The organism is Stenotrophomonas sp. Steno-C15, assembly GCF_056393265.1.
The window spans coordinates 35,141-50,166 of record NZ_JBWJPF010000019.1; the positions used below are offsets into that span (position 1 = coordinate 35,141).

13 protein-coding genes and 6 tRNA genes are annotated in these 15,026 nt (G+C 66.1%); 7 read left to right on the forward strand and 12 right to left on the reverse strand.

The annotated features are described in order from the left end of the window. Positions 1–82: 82 nt before the first annotated feature. From clpP to AC06FB_RS14210, 3 genes are all read right to left on the reverse strand, one after another. Entirely contained in the window at positions 83–709 is a 627-nt protein-coding gene (gene clpP, locus AC06FB_RS14200) for an ATP-dependent Clp endopeptidase proteolytic subunit ClpP (RefSeq protein ID WP_053520351.1), read from the reverse strand. A 76-nt stretch (positions 710–785) separates the two neighbouring features. Next, complete coding sequence (gene tig, locus AC06FB_RS14205; protein ID WP_053520350.1) at positions 786–2,081, reverse strand: trigger factor; 1,296 nt, start codon at positions 2,079–2,081, stop codon at positions 786–788. Between the two features lie 189 nt (positions 2,082–2,270). Beyond that, positions 2,271–2,355, reverse strand: a tRNA-Leu gene (locus tag AC06FB_RS14210). Positions 2,356–2,499: 144 nt separating this feature from the next. On the opposite strand from AC06FB_RS14210, the gene AC06FB_RS14215 reads away from it, so the two are divergent. Next, positions 2,500–3,159, forward strand: a complete 660-nt coding sequence (locus AC06FB_RS14215; RefSeq protein ID WP_478053802.1) for a DUF2306 domain-containing protein — start codon at positions 2,500–2,502, stop codon at positions 3,157–3,159. Positions 3,160–3,203: 44 nt separating this feature from the next. On the opposite strand, the gene AC06FB_RS14220 is transcribed toward AC06FB_RS14215, so the two are convergent. The 5 genes from AC06FB_RS14220 to AC06FB_RS14240 form a co-directional block, all read right to left on the reverse strand. Next, positions 3,204–3,279 (reverse strand) — tRNA-Lys (locus AC06FB_RS14220). A 164-nt stretch (positions 3,280–3,443) separates the two neighbouring features. After that, positions 3,444–3,519, reverse strand: a tRNA-Lys gene (locus AC06FB_RS14225). Between the two features lie 79 nt (positions 3,520–3,598). Then, positions 3,599–3,675 (reverse strand) — tRNA-His (locus AC06FB_RS14230). Positions 3,676–3,848: 173 nt separating this feature from the next. After that, a tRNA-Arg gene (locus tag AC06FB_RS14235) sits at positions 3,849–3,925 on the reverse strand. A gap of 39 nt (positions 3,926–3,964) precedes the next feature. Continuing rightward, positions 3,965–4,041: transfer RNA gene (locus AC06FB_RS14240), tRNA-Pro, on the reverse strand. Positions 4,042–4,222: 181 nt separating this feature from the next. Between AC06FB_RS14240 and AC06FB_RS14245 the strand changes: the two genes are divergently transcribed. Both AC06FB_RS14245 and AC06FB_RS14250 read left to right on the forward strand, forming a co-directional pair. Next, complete coding sequence (locus AC06FB_RS14245) at positions 4,223–4,978, forward strand: Bax inhibitor-1/YccA family protein (RefSeq protein WP_053520416.1); 756 nt, start codon at positions 4,223–4,225, stop codon at positions 4,976–4,978. 75 nt (positions 4,979–5,053) lie between these two features. Further along, positions 5,054–5,674, forward strand: a complete 621-nt coding sequence (locus AC06FB_RS14250) for a flavin reductase family protein (RefSeq protein WP_053520417.1) — start codon at positions 5,054–5,056, stop codon at positions 5,672–5,674. Between the two features lie 3 nt (positions 5,675–5,677). Here AC06FB_RS14250 and AC06FB_RS14255 read toward each other — a convergent pair whose 3' ends face one another. From AC06FB_RS14255 to grxC, 4 genes are all read right to left on the reverse strand, one after another. Further along, positions 5,678–6,439 (reverse strand): sulfite exporter TauE/SafE family protein, encoded by a 762-nt coding sequence (locus AC06FB_RS14255; RefSeq protein WP_283219323.1) that lies wholly within the window; start codon positions 6,437–6,439, stop codon positions 5,678–5,680. A 197-nt stretch (positions 6,440–6,636) separates the two neighbouring features. Continuing rightward, entirely contained in the window at positions 6,637–7,641 is a 1,005-nt protein-coding gene (locus AC06FB_RS14260) for an isocitrate dehydrogenase (RefSeq protein WP_053520418.1), read from the reverse strand. A gap of 227 nt (positions 7,642–7,868) precedes the next feature. Next, entirely contained in the window at positions 7,869–8,261 is a 393-nt protein-coding gene (locus tag AC06FB_RS14265; protein WP_053519434.1) for a carboxymuconolactone decarboxylase family protein, read from the reverse strand. Further along, the gene (grxC, locus tag AC06FB_RS14270; RefSeq protein ID WP_004154541.1) at positions 8,258–8,548 is read right to left on the reverse strand and encodes a glutaredoxin 3; all 291 of its coding nucleotides are present in this window, start codon (positions 8,546–8,548) and stop codon (positions 8,258–8,260) included. The genes AC06FB_RS14265 and grxC overlap by 4 nt, the downstream gene beginning before the upstream one ends. Before the next feature lie 142 nt (positions 8,549–8,690). Between grxC and AC06FB_RS14275 the strand changes: the two genes are divergently transcribed. The 4 genes from AC06FB_RS14275 to ppk1 all read left to right on the forward strand — a co-directional run bounded on the left by AC06FB_RS14275 (position 8,691) and on the right by ppk1 (position 14,670). Then, on the forward strand, positions 8,691–10,337 hold the full coding sequence (locus AC06FB_RS14275; RefSeq protein WP_053519435.1) for a M48 family metalloprotease: 1,647 nt from the start codon (positions 8,691–8,693) through the stop codon (positions 10,335–10,337). A gap of 116 nt (positions 10,338–10,453) precedes the next feature. Next, positions 10,454–11,143: a phosphate regulon transcriptional regulator PhoB gene (gene phoB / locus AC06FB_RS14280; RefSeq protein WP_053519436.1), complete on the forward strand. Its 690-nt coding sequence runs from the start codon at positions 10,454–10,456 to the stop codon at positions 11,141–11,143. A 106-nt stretch (positions 11,144–11,249) separates the two neighbouring features. Next, entirely contained in the window at positions 11,250–12,578 is a 1,329-nt protein-coding gene (gene phoR, locus AC06FB_RS14285) for a phosphate regulon sensor histidine kinase PhoR (protein ID WP_053519437.1), read from the forward strand. A gap of 4 nt (positions 12,579–12,582) precedes the next feature. Then, positions 12,583–14,670, forward strand: coding sequence for a polyphosphate kinase 1 (gene ppk1 / locus AC06FB_RS14290; RefSeq protein WP_053519438.1), 2,088 nt, complete (start codon positions 12,583–12,585; stop codon positions 14,668–14,670). Positions 14,671–15,026 lie beyond the last annotated feature (356 nt).

Here is a 15,026-nt window from a genome sequence, read left to right on the forward strand (position 1 = left end):
TCGAGAATAGCACAGGGCCGGAGGGACACCAGTCCCGCCCGACCCTGCAGGAACGAGGCCTGCCTGGCCCCGTGAAGGCGGCTCAACCCGCCTGGACCGACTCATCCGGGCGACGCTCCAGGACCTGGTCGACCAGGCCGTAGGCCTGCGCTTCGACCGCACTCTTGAAGTTGTCGCGCTCGGTATCGCGAGCGATCGTTTCCAGCGACTGGCCGGTGTGGCGGGCCAGGATCTCATTCAGGCGCGAACGCAGCGTCAGGATCTCGCGCGCGTGGATGTCGATGTCCGTCGCCTGGCCCTGGTAACCCCCCAGCGGCTGGTGGATCATCACGCGCGAATTCGGCAGCGCATAGCGCTTGCCGGCTTCACCTGCAGCCAGCAGGAGGGCACCCATCGAGGCCGCCTGGCCGATGCAGGTGGTGCTCACATTCGGCTTGATGTACTGCATGGTGTCGTAGATCGCCATACCGGCGGTGACCACGCCACCCGGCGAGTTGATGTAGATGTTGATGTCCTTTTCCGGGTTCTCCGATTCCAGGAACAGCAACTGCGCCACCACCACGTTGGCCATGTGATCGTCGATCGGGCCCACGAGGAAGATCAGGCGCTCCTTCAACAGGCGCGAATAGATGTCGTAGGCACGCTCGCCGCGGCTGGTCTGCTCGACCACCATCGGAACCAGGTTCAGGGCTTTGGTTCGGTTGTCCATTACGTGAGGTACCTATCTTGGGGGGAAACAACCCCGCGCCGGCAGGGGCGCGGGGCATACGGTGATCCGCCCGGACTTACTGGCGGATCGCGTCCTGGAACGACAGCTTCTCTTCGGTGTGCTGGGCGCGCTCGGCGATCCAGTCGATCACCTGCTCTTCCATCACACGGTTCTGCAGACCAGACATCAGCTGGGGGTCGTTGCGGTACATCTCAATGACCTGCTCCGGCTCTTCGTAGGTCGAGGCGATCAGACGCAGCGTTTCGTTCAGGCGCTTGGGCTCCAGGCGCAGATCGTTGGTGCGCGCCACTTCGCCGACCAGCAGGCCGACCAGCACGCGCTTGGCGGCGGCGTCCTTGAAACCTTCGTGGGCATCGGCCGGGATCTCGCCCGGGTTGCGGCCGCTGCGGCGGATCTGCTCAACCTGCTGGGCCAGCATCGCGCGGGCTTCGTTCTCGACCAGGCGCGGCGGCATTTCCACCGAGGAATAGGCGGCGATCAGCTGCTCGCCCACTTCACGGCGCAGGCGGTTCATCAGCGCGCCCTTGAGCTCGCGCTCCAGGTTGGCGCGGATGTCGCTGCGGAACTGCTCGACATCACCGCCCTTCACGCCGAAGCTCTTGATGAAGGCCTCATCGACCGCCGGCACCACCGGCTCGGACACTTCGGCAACCTTGACGGTGACCTGCACGGTCTTGCCGGCCAGCACCGGCACGCGCCAGTCGGCCGGGAAATCGACGTCCAGCGTCTTTTCCTCGCCCTTGGCCAGGCCGACCAGGCCCTTTTCGATGGTCTCGAACATCATGCCCTGGCCGAGCACGATCGAACCCTTCTCGGTGCCTTCGGCCGGCAGGCGCTCTTCGCCGGCCTGGGACCAGGTTTCGACCGCAACCAGGTCGCCATCCTGCGCACCACGCGCAACCGGTGCCCAGGTGCGGCGCTGGTTCTGCAGGTTCTCGATCATCTGGTCGATGTCGGCGTCGGTGATCTCGGCGGTGTGGCGCACCACGGTCAGCTTGCTGACGTCGATGTCACCGAAGTCCGGCACCACCTCCACGGTGGCCACGAAGGAGAACTCACCCTCGTCGCCCTTGTCGATGCGCGGGCTGCCGACGATGCGCAGGTCGTGCTCGCGCACGGCCGCGTCGAAGGTTTCGCGCAGCAGGCCGTCCAGCGCCTCGCCACGGACCTGCGCGCCGAAGCGCTGCTCGATCACCTTGGCCGGCACCTTGCCCGGACGGAAACCCTTGATGCGGGTGGTACGGGCGATTTCGCCCAGGCGGCCGTTGATGTGGCTCTGCAGACGGTCTTCCGGCAGCGAGAAGCTCAGGCGGCGTTCCAGGTTGCCGATGGATTCGATCGAAGCTTGCATGTTGACTCCTGCCACCGGTGGCGCTCTGGCCTCCGGCTCGATGATGGATGAAACGGTTGTAAGGTGACGGCGTCCGGGACGCGCCTGCTTGCCGCAGCCCTTTAGTTTCGCCCAATTCGGCGTGCACTGCCAGCGCAGGCCGGGCAAGCGCCTCGGGAACGCCCGGCGGGGGCGGAGGCAGGCCGGCACTGGTGCGAAAGGGGGGACTCGAACCCCCACGCCTTGCGGCACTGGAACCTAAATCCAGGGCGTCTACCAATTCCGCCACTTTCGCGTGGCCGGCACAGGCCGTCATTGTCGCAGGCGGGTGCACAAAGCGGAAGGCGTGACAAACCTGAATACGCAGTCCAGGCGCCCACGCGCAGGCGCCGGCACGTGCGCGTAGACTCGTGCCGTTGCCGCCACCCGGTCTGCCCCGATGGAACGCACCCCACTCCGCACGCCCCTGCAGGCCCGGATGCCCGGCTGGTCCACACTCGTCTGGCTGCTCGGTCTTGCAGTCGCGCTGCACTTCCTGTGGGTCACCGCACAGCGCTACGGGCAGGTCAGCGCCGAGGCCTATGGCATGTTCTGGGAGCGTCGCAACTGGCTGTGGCTGCATGTCGCCGGCGGCAGCCTGGCCATGCTGGCCGGCGCCACGCAGTTCATCGGTCCCCTGCGGCGACACCGTCCCCGGCTGCATCGCTGGCTGGGACGGATCTACCTGGCCGGCATCCTGCTCGGGAGTGCCGCTGTCGCCGGCCTGATCGCCACCACCCAGGGCTGGCTGGCACTGAAAATGGCGTTCGCTGCGACCGGCCTGGCGTGGTTGGTCACATCATTCTGCGGCTATCGCAGCATCCGGCGTGGCGACGTCGAGCAGCACCGGCGATGGATGCTGCGCAGCTACCTGGTGACGCTGTCACCCGCGGTGTTCCGCCTGTCGCTGCTGGTGCCTGCGCTCATGCAGCTGGCATCGCCCCTGGTGATGGTGCCGAGCCTGCTGGTGCTGAGCCGGGCCCTGCCGTTGCTGGTGCATGAAGCAGGAAGGCGCCTGGTGTCCATCGGCACACTCGCAGAGCCGTCCGGCAGCCGCTGAACACCCAAGAAAAAAGCCACCTGGAGGACCAAGTGGCTTTCGTCTGGTGGGCTGTCAAGGATTCGAACCTTGGACCTATTGATTAAGAGTCAACTGCTCTACCAACTGAGCTAACAGCCCGAAATCGGGGCGCGAATTATGACCTGATGCGCACACGGGGTGCAAGCTTTTTTTCAACATCGTTGATCGATGCATGCGTGCCACGACCCAAGGTGCTTCGCATGCCCTTTGCGCGGCCTGCAGGCAAGAAAAAAGCCACCTGGGGTACCAGGTGGCTTCTGTCTTGGTGGGCCGTCAAGGATTCGAACCTTGGACCTATTGATTAAGAGTCAACTGCTCTACCAACTGAGCTAACGGCCCGTGAAACTCAGACGCACATTATAGCGTGCATTCTGTTTATTGCAACACCATGTCGGCTGTGCCGATGCGGTTGAATCAGTGGGGTGGCTGAGGGGATTCGAACCCCCGACCACCGGAATCACAATCCGGTACTCTAACCAACTGAGCTACAGCCACCACTGAAACATTCGCTTCATCGCCAATGCTGCTGGCGCTGGAGCTTTGAAGCCTTGCCTGGAGACCGTCACCGAAGTTCGGGCCGCCGAAGCGAGTCCGATATTCTGGTGGAGTCCTCACGCTTTTGCAAGCCTTTCTTCACATCCGCCGACGCGGTCCCGGTGCCTCGCCAATGGCGCGCCCGACAGGAATCGAACCTGTAACCGCCGGCTTAGAAGGCCGGTGCTCTATCCAGTTGAGCTACGGGCGCCCGAACCGGAACGGCGTCCAATCCGACGTGGCGTGGGATTGGTCGGGGTAGAGGGATTCGAACCCCCGACATCCTGCTCCCAAAGCAGGCGCGCTACCAGACTGCGCTATACCCCGGTCTTGCAATCCCCTCGAGCCGGGCCCGGGGAGTTGGTCATTGTCGCCAAGCACGCGGCGAACTGTCAACGCAGCGATCTGTCCCGGGCGCGCGGTCACGGCAGTGGCAGTGGCCATCGGCTATGCTCGACATCGTCGGCCGGATGGCCTTCCTGATCCCTCATTCGCACGGAGAACGCGCATGCGCAGCGGCAACCCGGCTCTTTCCGAGTCGACTTTCCTCGACCTCGCCAACGGCTCGGTGGTGACCCGCCCCGACCAGGCGATGACCCTCAACGGCACCGTCAACAAGACCGGTATCCTGTTGCTGCTGACCGTGCTGACCGCAGCCTTCGCCTGGAACCAGACCGTGGCCTTCGGCCAGGTGCTGCCGGCCGCCAAGCTGTATGCCATGGGCGGCGCGATCGGCGGCCTGGTGCTGGCGCTGGTCACCGTGTTCAAGAAGCAATGGTCGCCGGTCACCGCACCGCTGTACGCGCTGGTGGAAGGCCTGTTCCTCGGCGCCATTTCCGCCGTGTTCGAGCTGCGGTTCCCGGGCATCGTATTCCAGGCCGTGCTGCTGACCTTCGGCACGCTGGCTGCCCTGCTGGTGGCCTACCGCACCGGCGTCATCAAGGCCACCGAGAATTTCAAGCTCGGCGTGGTCGCCGCCACCGGTGGCATCGCCCTGCTCTACCTGGCGTCGTTCGTGCTGTCGTTCTTCAACATCGAAGTCCCGCTGATCCACTCCTCCAGCGGCTGGGGCATCGCCTTCAGCCTGTTCGTGGTCGTGGTCGCCGCGCTGAACCTGGTGCTGGATTTCGATTTCATTGAGAGCGGTGTGGCCCAGCGCGCGCCCAAGTACATGGAGTGGTATGGCGCATTCGGCCTGATGGTGACCCTGGTCTGGCTGTACGTCGAGTTCCTCCGCCTGCTGTCAAAGATCCAGCAGCGCTGATTCCGGTCAAGCTGAAAACGACAAAGGGCGCCTCCGTGGCGCCCTTTCTGTTCCCCTCCCCCTTTCGACCTCGCCATGCCTGCCCTCTTCCACAGCTATCGCCCCGCTGACGGCCATCGCCTGCCGCATGACCCGTTCAACGCCATCATCGGCCCCCGCCCGATCGGCTGGATTTCCAGCTGCGCTGCCGACGGCGCGTTGAACCTGGCGCCCTACAGCTTCTTCAACGCCTTCAACTACACGCCGCCGATCATTGGTTTCTCCAGCCAGGGCCGCAAGGACTCGCTGCACAACATCGAAGCGACGGGCGAGTTCGTCTGGAACCTGGCCACTTTCGACCTGGCCGAAGCCATGAACGAGAGCTGCCGGGCGGTCGCGCCGGACGTCGACGAGTTCACGCTGGCCGGCTTGACGCCGTTGGCGTCCGGGCAGGTCAAGCCGCCGCGTGTTGCAGAAAGCCCGGTCAGCATGGAATGCCGCTGCACCCAGATCGTCCGCCTGCGCGACGCCGCCGGACAGGACACCAACGGCTGGCTGGTGCTCGGCGAGGTGGTCGCCGTCCATATCGAGGCACGACTGCTGGTCGATGGCATCTACGACACTGCAGCCGCCGACCCGATCCTGCGCGGCGGTGGACCGGCCGACTATTTCCGCGTCAGTGCCGAGCAGCGTTTCCGCATGTTTCGGCCGGCCTGAATCTCAGCCGGTAACCGGGCGCGCCAACAGGGCCGGCAGCGAGGACGTGAGCAGTGCGATGCCCGACAGCGTCAGCAGGCTCAATACGATCTGGCGGAACCGCGCCTCGCTGATGCCGATGTAGACCCGCGCGCCCAGCAGCGCCGGAAGCAGCATGGCCGGGGCGACGACAGCGAAGTACGGCAACATCTGCCGGGTGACCAGGCCACTGCCGACGTAGGTGGCCATGGTGACCGACAGCATCGCCAGGTTGAAGTTCTGGATGACCGAGAGCTGCTCCTCCTTGCCGAAACCACGCAGCGTGCTCCACAGCGTGGGCACGGGACCTGCGAAGCCGCCGATGCCGCTGAGCACGCCACCGGCCATGCCCGCCACGGTGTCGCCGATGCGCCCGCCCGTGGTGATCGGCGGCAGCGAACGGGCCATCAGCATCACCGGGCACCACAGTGCCAGGAAGCCGCCCAGCAGGGCCTTGAACCAGTCCATGTCCAGCTGCGGCAATACCATCACGCCCAGCGGAATGCCCGCCAGGCCACCGAAGACGAAGGGCAGCAGCAGACGCAGATTGAATCCGCGCCGCACGGTGAACACGGCCACCAGCTGACCCACCAGCGCGCCGAACACCGACAGCGTAGCCGCCAGGCGTGGCTCCAGCCCCCACGCCCAGAACGACATGGCGACCATTCCGAACGCAAAGCCGGACAGTCCCTGCACGAATCCCGCCACGATCGCTCCAAGTGCGACCAGCAGATACACCGAATCCATCATCACCTCGCTGCGACCCCGTGGCTACGCTGCCACGCCGGCCTGGGCAGCGTAGTGCGTGGCAAGGTGCTCGACCAGCGTGCGCACTTTCGGTGCCGCCACACCACATGAGCTGCGCAGAGCATGCGCAGGCCCCCAAACGCAACGGGGCGCCCAAAGGCGCCCCGCTGGAAATCCAGACAAGGTCCCGCCACCGCTTACAGGCGCGTGGCGATGGCCTTGGCGAAGCTCATGGTGGTGCCGGTGCCGCCCAGGTCGCCGGTCAGCGAGTCCTTGGCTTCCATGGTCGCCACGATGGCCTTGCGCAGGCGCTCGGCATTCTGCGGCTGGCCGATATGATCCAGCATCTGTGCCGCCGCCAGCAGCAGCGCGCAGGGATTGGCCTTGCCCTGGCCCGCGATGTCCGGCGCGGTGCCGTGCACCGCTTCGAAGATCGCCGCGTCCTTGCCGATGTTGGCACCCGGGGCCAGGCCCAGGCCGCCGACCAGGCCGGCGCAGAGATCGGAAATGATGTCGCCGAACAGGTTGGTGGTGACGATCACATCGAACTGTTCCGGGCGCATCACCAGCTGCATGCAGGTGTTGTCGACGATCATTTCCTGGAACTCGATGTCCGGATACTGCGCGGCCACTTCACGGGCGACGTTCAGGAACAGGCCCGAGGTCGACTTGATGATGTTGGCCTTGTGCACGGCGGTGACCTTCTTGCGGCCGACGCTGCGGGCCAGTTCGAAGGCGTAGCGCACGATGCGCTCCGAGCCCTTGCGGGTGATGCGGGTGCCGGAGAAGGCAGTCTCGCCGTCGGCCGACACTTCCTGGCCTTCAGCCAGGTAGGCGCCTTCGGTGTTCTCACGCACGGTGATCAGGTCGACGTTGTCGAAACGCGACTTGGTGTTCGGGAAGGTGTGGGCCGGACGCACGTTGGCGTACAGGTCGAAATGGCGGCGCAGGCTGACATTGATCGAGGTGAAGCCACCGCCGACCGGCGTGGTCAGCGGGCTCTTCAGGGCAACCTTGTTGCGCGCGATCGAGTCCAGGGTGACCGCCGGCATCAGGTCGCCGTGCTTCTCCAGCGCCGCCAGGCCGGCGTCGGCCTCTTCATACTCCAGGCCGGCATTGAGCTGGTCGAGCACGTACAGGGTGGCGTCCATGATCTCCGGGCCGATGCCGTCGCCGCGGATGACCGTAATTTTCTGCGTCATTGATCGATGTTCCGAACAGGGGGAAAAAACGCCGTCCGGACGTGCCCGGAAACGCCGGCGCAAAGGAAGTTTCACCGGCAATTATGCCTGAGCCGGGGCCGAGGTCCCAAATAGACCATGGTCCCAGTCCCCGGCTCAGGCAGAATTGCCCGCGTATTCCGGTGGCGCCGGGCCATGCCCGGCGGGTGGGCGTCCGGTCATTCGCCGGGCATGGCCCGGCGTTACCCTCAGTGCTCGTGGGCTTCCGGGGCGGCGGCACCGCCTTCGAGCTGGTCGAGGAAATCGACCGCGCGGCGCAGGTGCGGGATCACGATCGAGCCGCCGACCACCAGGCCGACCGAGAAGGTCTCGAAGAACTCCTCGCGGGTCACCCCGGCCTCCTTGCACTGGGCCACGTGGTAGCTGATGCAGTCGTCGCAGCGCAGCACCATCGAGGCCACCAGCCCCAGCAGCTCCTTGGTTTTCACATCCAGCGCGCCGGCCTGGTAGGTCTGCGTATCCAGCGCGAAGAACCGGCGCACCACCTGGTTCGGCTCGCCCAGGATGCGCTCGTTCATGCGCTTGCGGAACGCGGTGAACTCGGCGATGCGGTCCTTGCTGCCGTCGTCGGCCGCGCTCATGCCTGGCCCTGCCCGGCCAGCAGCGGCTCAAGCTTGCCTTCACGGTGCAGCGCCATCATGTCGTCATAGCCACCGACATGGACGTCGCCGACGAAGATCTGCGGCACGCTGGTGCGGCGGGTCAGCGCCATCATCTTCTCGCGTTCGGCCGGGTCCAGGTCGATGCGGACCTCGGTCCACTGCTGGCCCTTGCTCTTGAGGAAGTTCTTGGCGGCCACGCAGTACGGGCAGACGGCAGTGGAATAGATGGTGATGGCGGGGGCACCGCCGGCGGTCTGGGCTGTCACGGGAAACTCCACGATGGATCGACGGTCTACATATGGTACCGGTGCGCTGGAATTTCCACGCTACCACCGCAACACTGTGGATTAACGAATGGTTGCCCCCTGCCCTGCCACGCTTGGCGCGCCCCGCCCGAGGACCTCCCGCTTGCGAGCCCTGCTGCTTTCGACCGCCGTCACCTTCGCCCTGGCCATGCCGCTGGCCCAGGCCCAGGAGAAGCTGCCCGACATCGGCTCCTCGGCCGGCGAGCTGCTGACCCCGGCCCGCCAGGCCGAGTACGGCGCGATGATGCTGCGCGAGCTGCGCAACTATGGCTACCTGCTGGACGATCCGCTGGTCAATGACTGGCTGCAGACCATGGGCACCCGCCTGGGGTCCAACAGCGACCAGCCGCGCCAGCCCTACACCTTCTTCGTGATGAAGGACCGCCAGATCAACGCCTTCGCGACCCTGGGCGGCTACATCGGGGTCAACGCCGGGCTGGTGCTGACGGCCGAACGCGAAGACGAGGTTGCCGCGGTGCTGTCACACGAAATCGCCCACGTCACCCAGCAGCACGTGCTGCGCGGGGTCGAGCGCGCCCAGCGCGACCAGATCCCGATCCTGCTGGGCATGCTGGCGGCGGTGGTGGCGGCACAGGCCAGCAACAGCACCTCTTCAGGCAATGCGACCATGGCCGCGATCAGCTCGGGCATGGGCCTGATGCAGCAGCGGCAGATCAACTACACCCGCTCCAACGAATCGGAAGCCGATCGGCTGGGCATACGCACCCTGTCACGCAGCGGTTACGACGTGGACGCGATGGCCGGCTTCTTCGAGCGGATGTCGACGGCCATGCGCGGCAACGAGGGCGGCTACAGCGTGCCGGAGTTCCTGCGCACGCACCCGGTCAACATCACCCGCATCAGCGAAGCGAAGGCCCGCGCCGAGCAGATGAAGAAGGACACGGTGCTGCTGACCACCACCACGCCCAGCGGCGAGCGCAGGGAACGGGTGGACCCGGCCGACCCGACCCTGTCCGAACCACTGCTGCGCGGCAGCAACCCGCTGCTGCCAAGCAGTGTGCTGCGGGTGCCGGTTGGCCAGCTCAGCCGGGGCCCCAGCGGCGACTTCGACTGGGCACGTGAACGGTTGCGGGTGCTCAGTGCCGACTCCACCGGCGAGGTGGAGCGCGAGTACGCCGACCTGGGCAAACGCCAGAAGAGTGGATTGAACGATGCCCAGCGCTACGGCCAGGCCCTGGCGGTGATGCGGGGGGGACGCAGCGGTGCCGGCGAGGCGCGGCAGACCCTGAACGGCCTGCTGCAGGCCCACCCGGACAGCCTGTGGGTGGCGCTGGCCCTGGCCGAGGCAGAATCGCGCTCGGGCCAGGCCACGCAGGCCAATGCCCGTTTCGAGCAGCTGCTGCGTGAGCATCCCAACAGTCGGCCCGTCGCGCTGACCTACGCCGAGATCCTCAACGAACAGGGCAACCGCGAGGCGGGGCAGCGCGCGCAGGCCATGCTGCGGCCGCTGCTGTCGCAAAGTGGTAACGATCCGGTGTTCCAGCAGCGCTACGCCCGTGCCAGCGAACTGGCCGGGGACAGCGTCCGTGCCAGCGAGGCCTACGCCGAGGCCGCCTTCCTCAGCGGCCGGCCGGAGCAGGCGCTGATGCAGCTGCAGGCACTCAAGCGCAATCCCGCACTGGACTACGTAGGACGGGCCCGGGTCGACGCGCGCATCGAATCGATCACCCCGACCGTGCTGGAACTGCGCCGGCAGGGCGTGCAGGACCCCGATCTGGACCGCCGCTGAGCGCTGCATGACCGGTCCGTGGCAATCGGGAGCGGTTCCGGCCCGATGGTCACAAACATGTCATCAAACCGTAGTCTACTGGCACCCGTCCAGTAACCGAGCCCTACGGTGCCCTCGTGCAGAAACGTATCCTGATCGTCGACGACGAGCCCGCGATCCGCGAAATGGTCGCCTTCGCCCTGCGCAAGGGTGACTACGAGCCGGTCCACGCCGGTGATGCCCGCGAAGCCCAGACCGCGATCGCCGACCGTGTTCCCGACCTGATCCTGCTGGACTGGATGCTGCCCGGCACCAGCGGCCTGGACCTGGCGCGCCGCTGGCGCAAGGAGACGCTGACCCGCGAGGTGCCCATCATCATGCTGACCGCGCGTGGCGAGGAGAACGACCGTGTCGGCGGCCTGGAAGCCGGCGTCGACGATTACGTGGTCAAGCCGTTCTCGGCCCGGGAGCTGCTGGCCCGCATCCGTGCGGTCATGCGCCGCGCCCGCGAAGACGACGAGGACGGCAGCGTGGCGGTCGGTCCGATCCGCATCGACGGTGCCGCGCATCGCGTGTTCGCCAACGAACAGCCGGTGCCGATCGGCCCGACCGAGTACCGCCTGCTGCACTTCTTCATGACCCACCCCGAGCGCGTGTACACCCGCGCCCAGCTGCTGGACCACGTGTGGGGCGGCAGCGTGTACGTGGAGGAGCGCACCATCGACGTGCACATCCGCCGCCTGCGCAAGACGCTGGAACCGTTCAATGCCGAGAACATGGTGCAGACCGTGCGCGGCGCGGGTTATCGCTTCTCGACCGCCACCTGAGTCCCGTCGTGCCGGCATCGCGCACCCGCGGGTGCCGATGCCGGCAACTCTGCTATAACCCTTGGTTCATTCCAGTGAACCACCGCACCTCATCGACGAGACCGCAATGCCCCGCCACATCCGCTCTGCCTGGTTGAAGACGCTGGCTACCGTCGCCGCGGTACTGCTGTTCGCCGGACTGGTGGGATGGTTCACGGGCCATCTGTGGTTGTGCGTCGCACTGGGCGCGCTGGCGACGCTGGCCTGGCATTACTGGCGCTTGCGCAGCGTGCTGCGCCGGCTGACCGCGCGCCAGCGCTGGGATACCGCCGAAGGCACGGGCGTGTGGAATGAACTGGATCGCCTGCTGTACCGCAACCAGGTCGAAATGCGCGTGCGCAAGCGGCGCCTGCTGGACATGCTGCGCAGCTACCGCGCCGCGGCCGCCGCGCTGCCCGACGCAGTGGTGGTGCTCGACCGCAACAGCCAGCGCGTGCAGTGGTTCAACGAAGCGGCCACGGCCCTGCTTGGCCTGCACCATCCGGGCGACCTGGGCGAGGCCCTTGTCGAGCGGTTGCAGCCGATGCCGCTGGCCCACTGGCTGGCCGGCGGTCGCAACGCCGAGCCGATCCTGGACGTGCCCTCGCCGGTCGATCCAGCGATCCGCCTCAACCTCCGTCTGATTCCGTATTCGTCGGACTACTGGCTGCTGATCGCCCGTGATGTCAGCAAGCTGCTGCGCCTGGAACAGGTCCGCCGCGATTTCGTCGCCAATGTTTCACATGAGCTGCGCACCCCTCTCACCGTGGTGCACGGCTACCTGGACATGATGGATCCGGAGGATTTCCCCGGCACCGGCCCGATGCTTGAAGAGATGCGCAAGCAGAGCCAGCGCATGGCCCAGTTGGTGGAAGACCTGCTGACCCTGTCGCGGCTGGAGTCGCAGGAGCACACCGAAGAGGAAGTCGTGGCCATGCAGCCGATGCTGGCCACGCTGCGTCGCGAAGCCGAGGCCCACAGCCAGGGTCGCCACCAGATCAGCATCGAGGACCTTGCCGGCGTCGACCTGCAGGGCTCGACCAAGGAGCTGCACAGCGCCTTCTCCAATCTGGTCACCAATGCAGTGCGCTACACGCCGGCCGACGGCCGCATCACCGTCGAGTTCCGTCGCGAAGGCGATGGCGCGGTGCTGGCCGTGCGCGATACCGGCTATGGTATCCCGGCAACCCACCTGCCGCGGCTGACCGAGCGCTTCTACCGCGTTTCCAGCAGCCGCTCGCGCGAGAGCGGCGGCACCGGCCTCGGCCTTTCCATCGTCAAGCACATCCTCGGCCTGCACCATGCGCGGCTGGAGATCGAAAGCGAGGTCGGCAAAGGATCGGTGTTCTCCTGTCATTTCGATGCCGACCACGTGCGCCCGCGCGAGTCCGCCCCCCTGACCTCCGTCGAAGAATGAAGCCATGAGCAGCCTCGGATCCCTCCCTCTCCCCGTGAGCCCGGACAACGATCCGCTGCGCGATCCGGCGCTGTACATCAACCGCGAACTGTCGCAGCTGGATTTCAACTTCCGCGTGCTGGCCCAGGCCATGGACCCGCAGGTGCCCCTGCTGGAGCGCCTGCGCTTCATGTGCATCTCCTGCACCAACCTCGACGAGTTCTTCGAGATCCGGGCCGCCGCTGTCCGCCACGCGCAGGAATACGGCCTGCCGCCGGCTCCGGACGGGATGAGCCCGCAGGCCATCCTAAACGCCATCCATGAACGCGCCGCCGAACTGGTGGACCAGCAGTACCGCTGCTGGAACGAGACACTGCGCCCGGCCCTGATGGATGCCGGCATCGGCGTGCTCGGCCGCCATTCGTGGAACCATCGGCAGAAGCGCTGGCTGCGGGCCTACTTCCGCAACGAGATCATGCCGGTGCTGTCGCCGCTGGGCCTGGATCCGGTGCATCCGTTCCCGAAGATCCTCAATAAGTCGCTGAACATCGTCGTCGTGCTGAAGGGCACCGATGCATTCGGCCGCGCCGGCCACCTGGCCATCGTGCGCGCACCGCGCTCGCTGCCGCGCATCATCCAGCTGCCGGAAAAACTCGGTGGCTCGCAGAACTTCGTGTTCCTGTCCTCGGTGCTGTCCACCTTCGTGGATGAACTGTTCCCGGGCATGGAGGTCCAGGGCGCCTACCAGTTCCGCGTGACCCGCAATTCCGAGCTGGTGGTGGACGAGGAGGAAGTGGAGAACCTGGCGCTGGCACTGCGCGATGAACTGGTCGACCGCGGCTACCGGCCGGCGGTGCGGCTGGAAATCGCCCATGACATGCCGCGCGAGATCGTGCGTACCCTGCTGCAGAACTTCGGCCTGACCGAGAACGCGGTGTATCGCATCGACGGCCCGGTCAACCTCAACCGCATCATCCAGCTGTACGACCTCATCGCGCAGCCAGACCTGAAATATCCGCCGATGACGCCGCGCACGCTGCGCGACACCGATGGCATCTTCGAGACCGTGGCGCGCCAGGACCTGCTGCTGCACCATCCCTTCGATGCGTTCGCCGCGGTCCTCGACCTGATCCGCCAGGCGGCGCTGGATCCGAACGTGCTGGCGATCAAGCAGACCCTGTACCGCACGGGCAAGGATTCGCTGATCGTCGATGCGCTGATCCAGGCTGCACGTGCCGGCAAGGATGTGACCGTGGTGGTCGAGCTGCGCGCACGCTTCGATGAAGAGGCCAACCTCGGGCTGGCCGATCGCCTGCAGGAAGCCGGCGTACAGGTGGTGTATGGCGTGGTCGGCTACAAGACCCATGCCAAGATGCTGCTGATCGTGCGTCGCGAAGGCCGCAAGCTGCGCCGTTACGTGCACCTGGGCACCGGCAACTACCACAGCGGTACGGCGCGCGCGTACACCGACATCAGCCTGATCACCGCTGATGCGGACATCGGCAATGATGTGCACCTGCTGTTCCAGCAGCTGTCCGGGCTGGCCTCGAAGATGAAGCTCAAGCGCCTGCTGCAGTCGCCCTTCACCCTGCATACCGGCATCCTGGCGCGGATCGAGCGCGAGACGCGCATCGCGGCCGCGGGCCGCCCGGCACGCATCATCGCCAAGATGAACGCCCTCAACGAGGCCCAGGTAATCCGCGCGCTGTACGCCGCCTCGCAGGCCGGAGTGCAGATCGACCTGATCATCCGTGGCGCCTGCACGCTGCGTCCCGGCGTCCCGGGCGTGTCCGACAACATCCGTGTCCGCTCCATCGTCGGCCGCTTCCTGGAACACAGCCGGGTCTACTGGTTCGGCAACGATGGTGCGCCCGAACTGTACTGCGCGAGCGCCGACTGGCTGGAGCGCAACCTGCTGCGGCGGGTCGAGACCTGCTTCCCGATCCTGGATCCGACGCTGGCCAAGCGGGTCTACCGCGAAGTCCTGCAGAACTATCTGGACGACAACCTCAACGCCTGGGAACTGGATGCCGATGGCATCTATCACAAGCGTGCCCCGGCCCACGACGAGGCCCCGCATTCGGCGCAGATGGCATTGATGCAGGGTCTCTGACCCGGTAGGTGCCGGCCTTGGTCGGCACAATGCGTCCAATGTAGAACACCGGGGTCAGAGCCCGTTGCGCAGCAACGGGATCCGACCCCGTGTCGTTCCGGCAGACCGCGGCCAACTGTCGAAGGCAGGGTGGGTCCGGTTGAGGGGGTGTGAGCGGCATGGATGCCGCGACCAAGCCCCCATGGATGGGTTTACGGCGTCCCCCTCAACCGGACCCACCCCGCCATCCCTCAGAAAACCCGCTTTTGACGTTGACGTTGACGTTGACCTTGCCGGCCAGCGGCCGGCACTACCGAACGCCCCCCCGACAAAATGTGAAGGCCATGCGGTGACGAGCACACCGCCCCTTCGGCTAA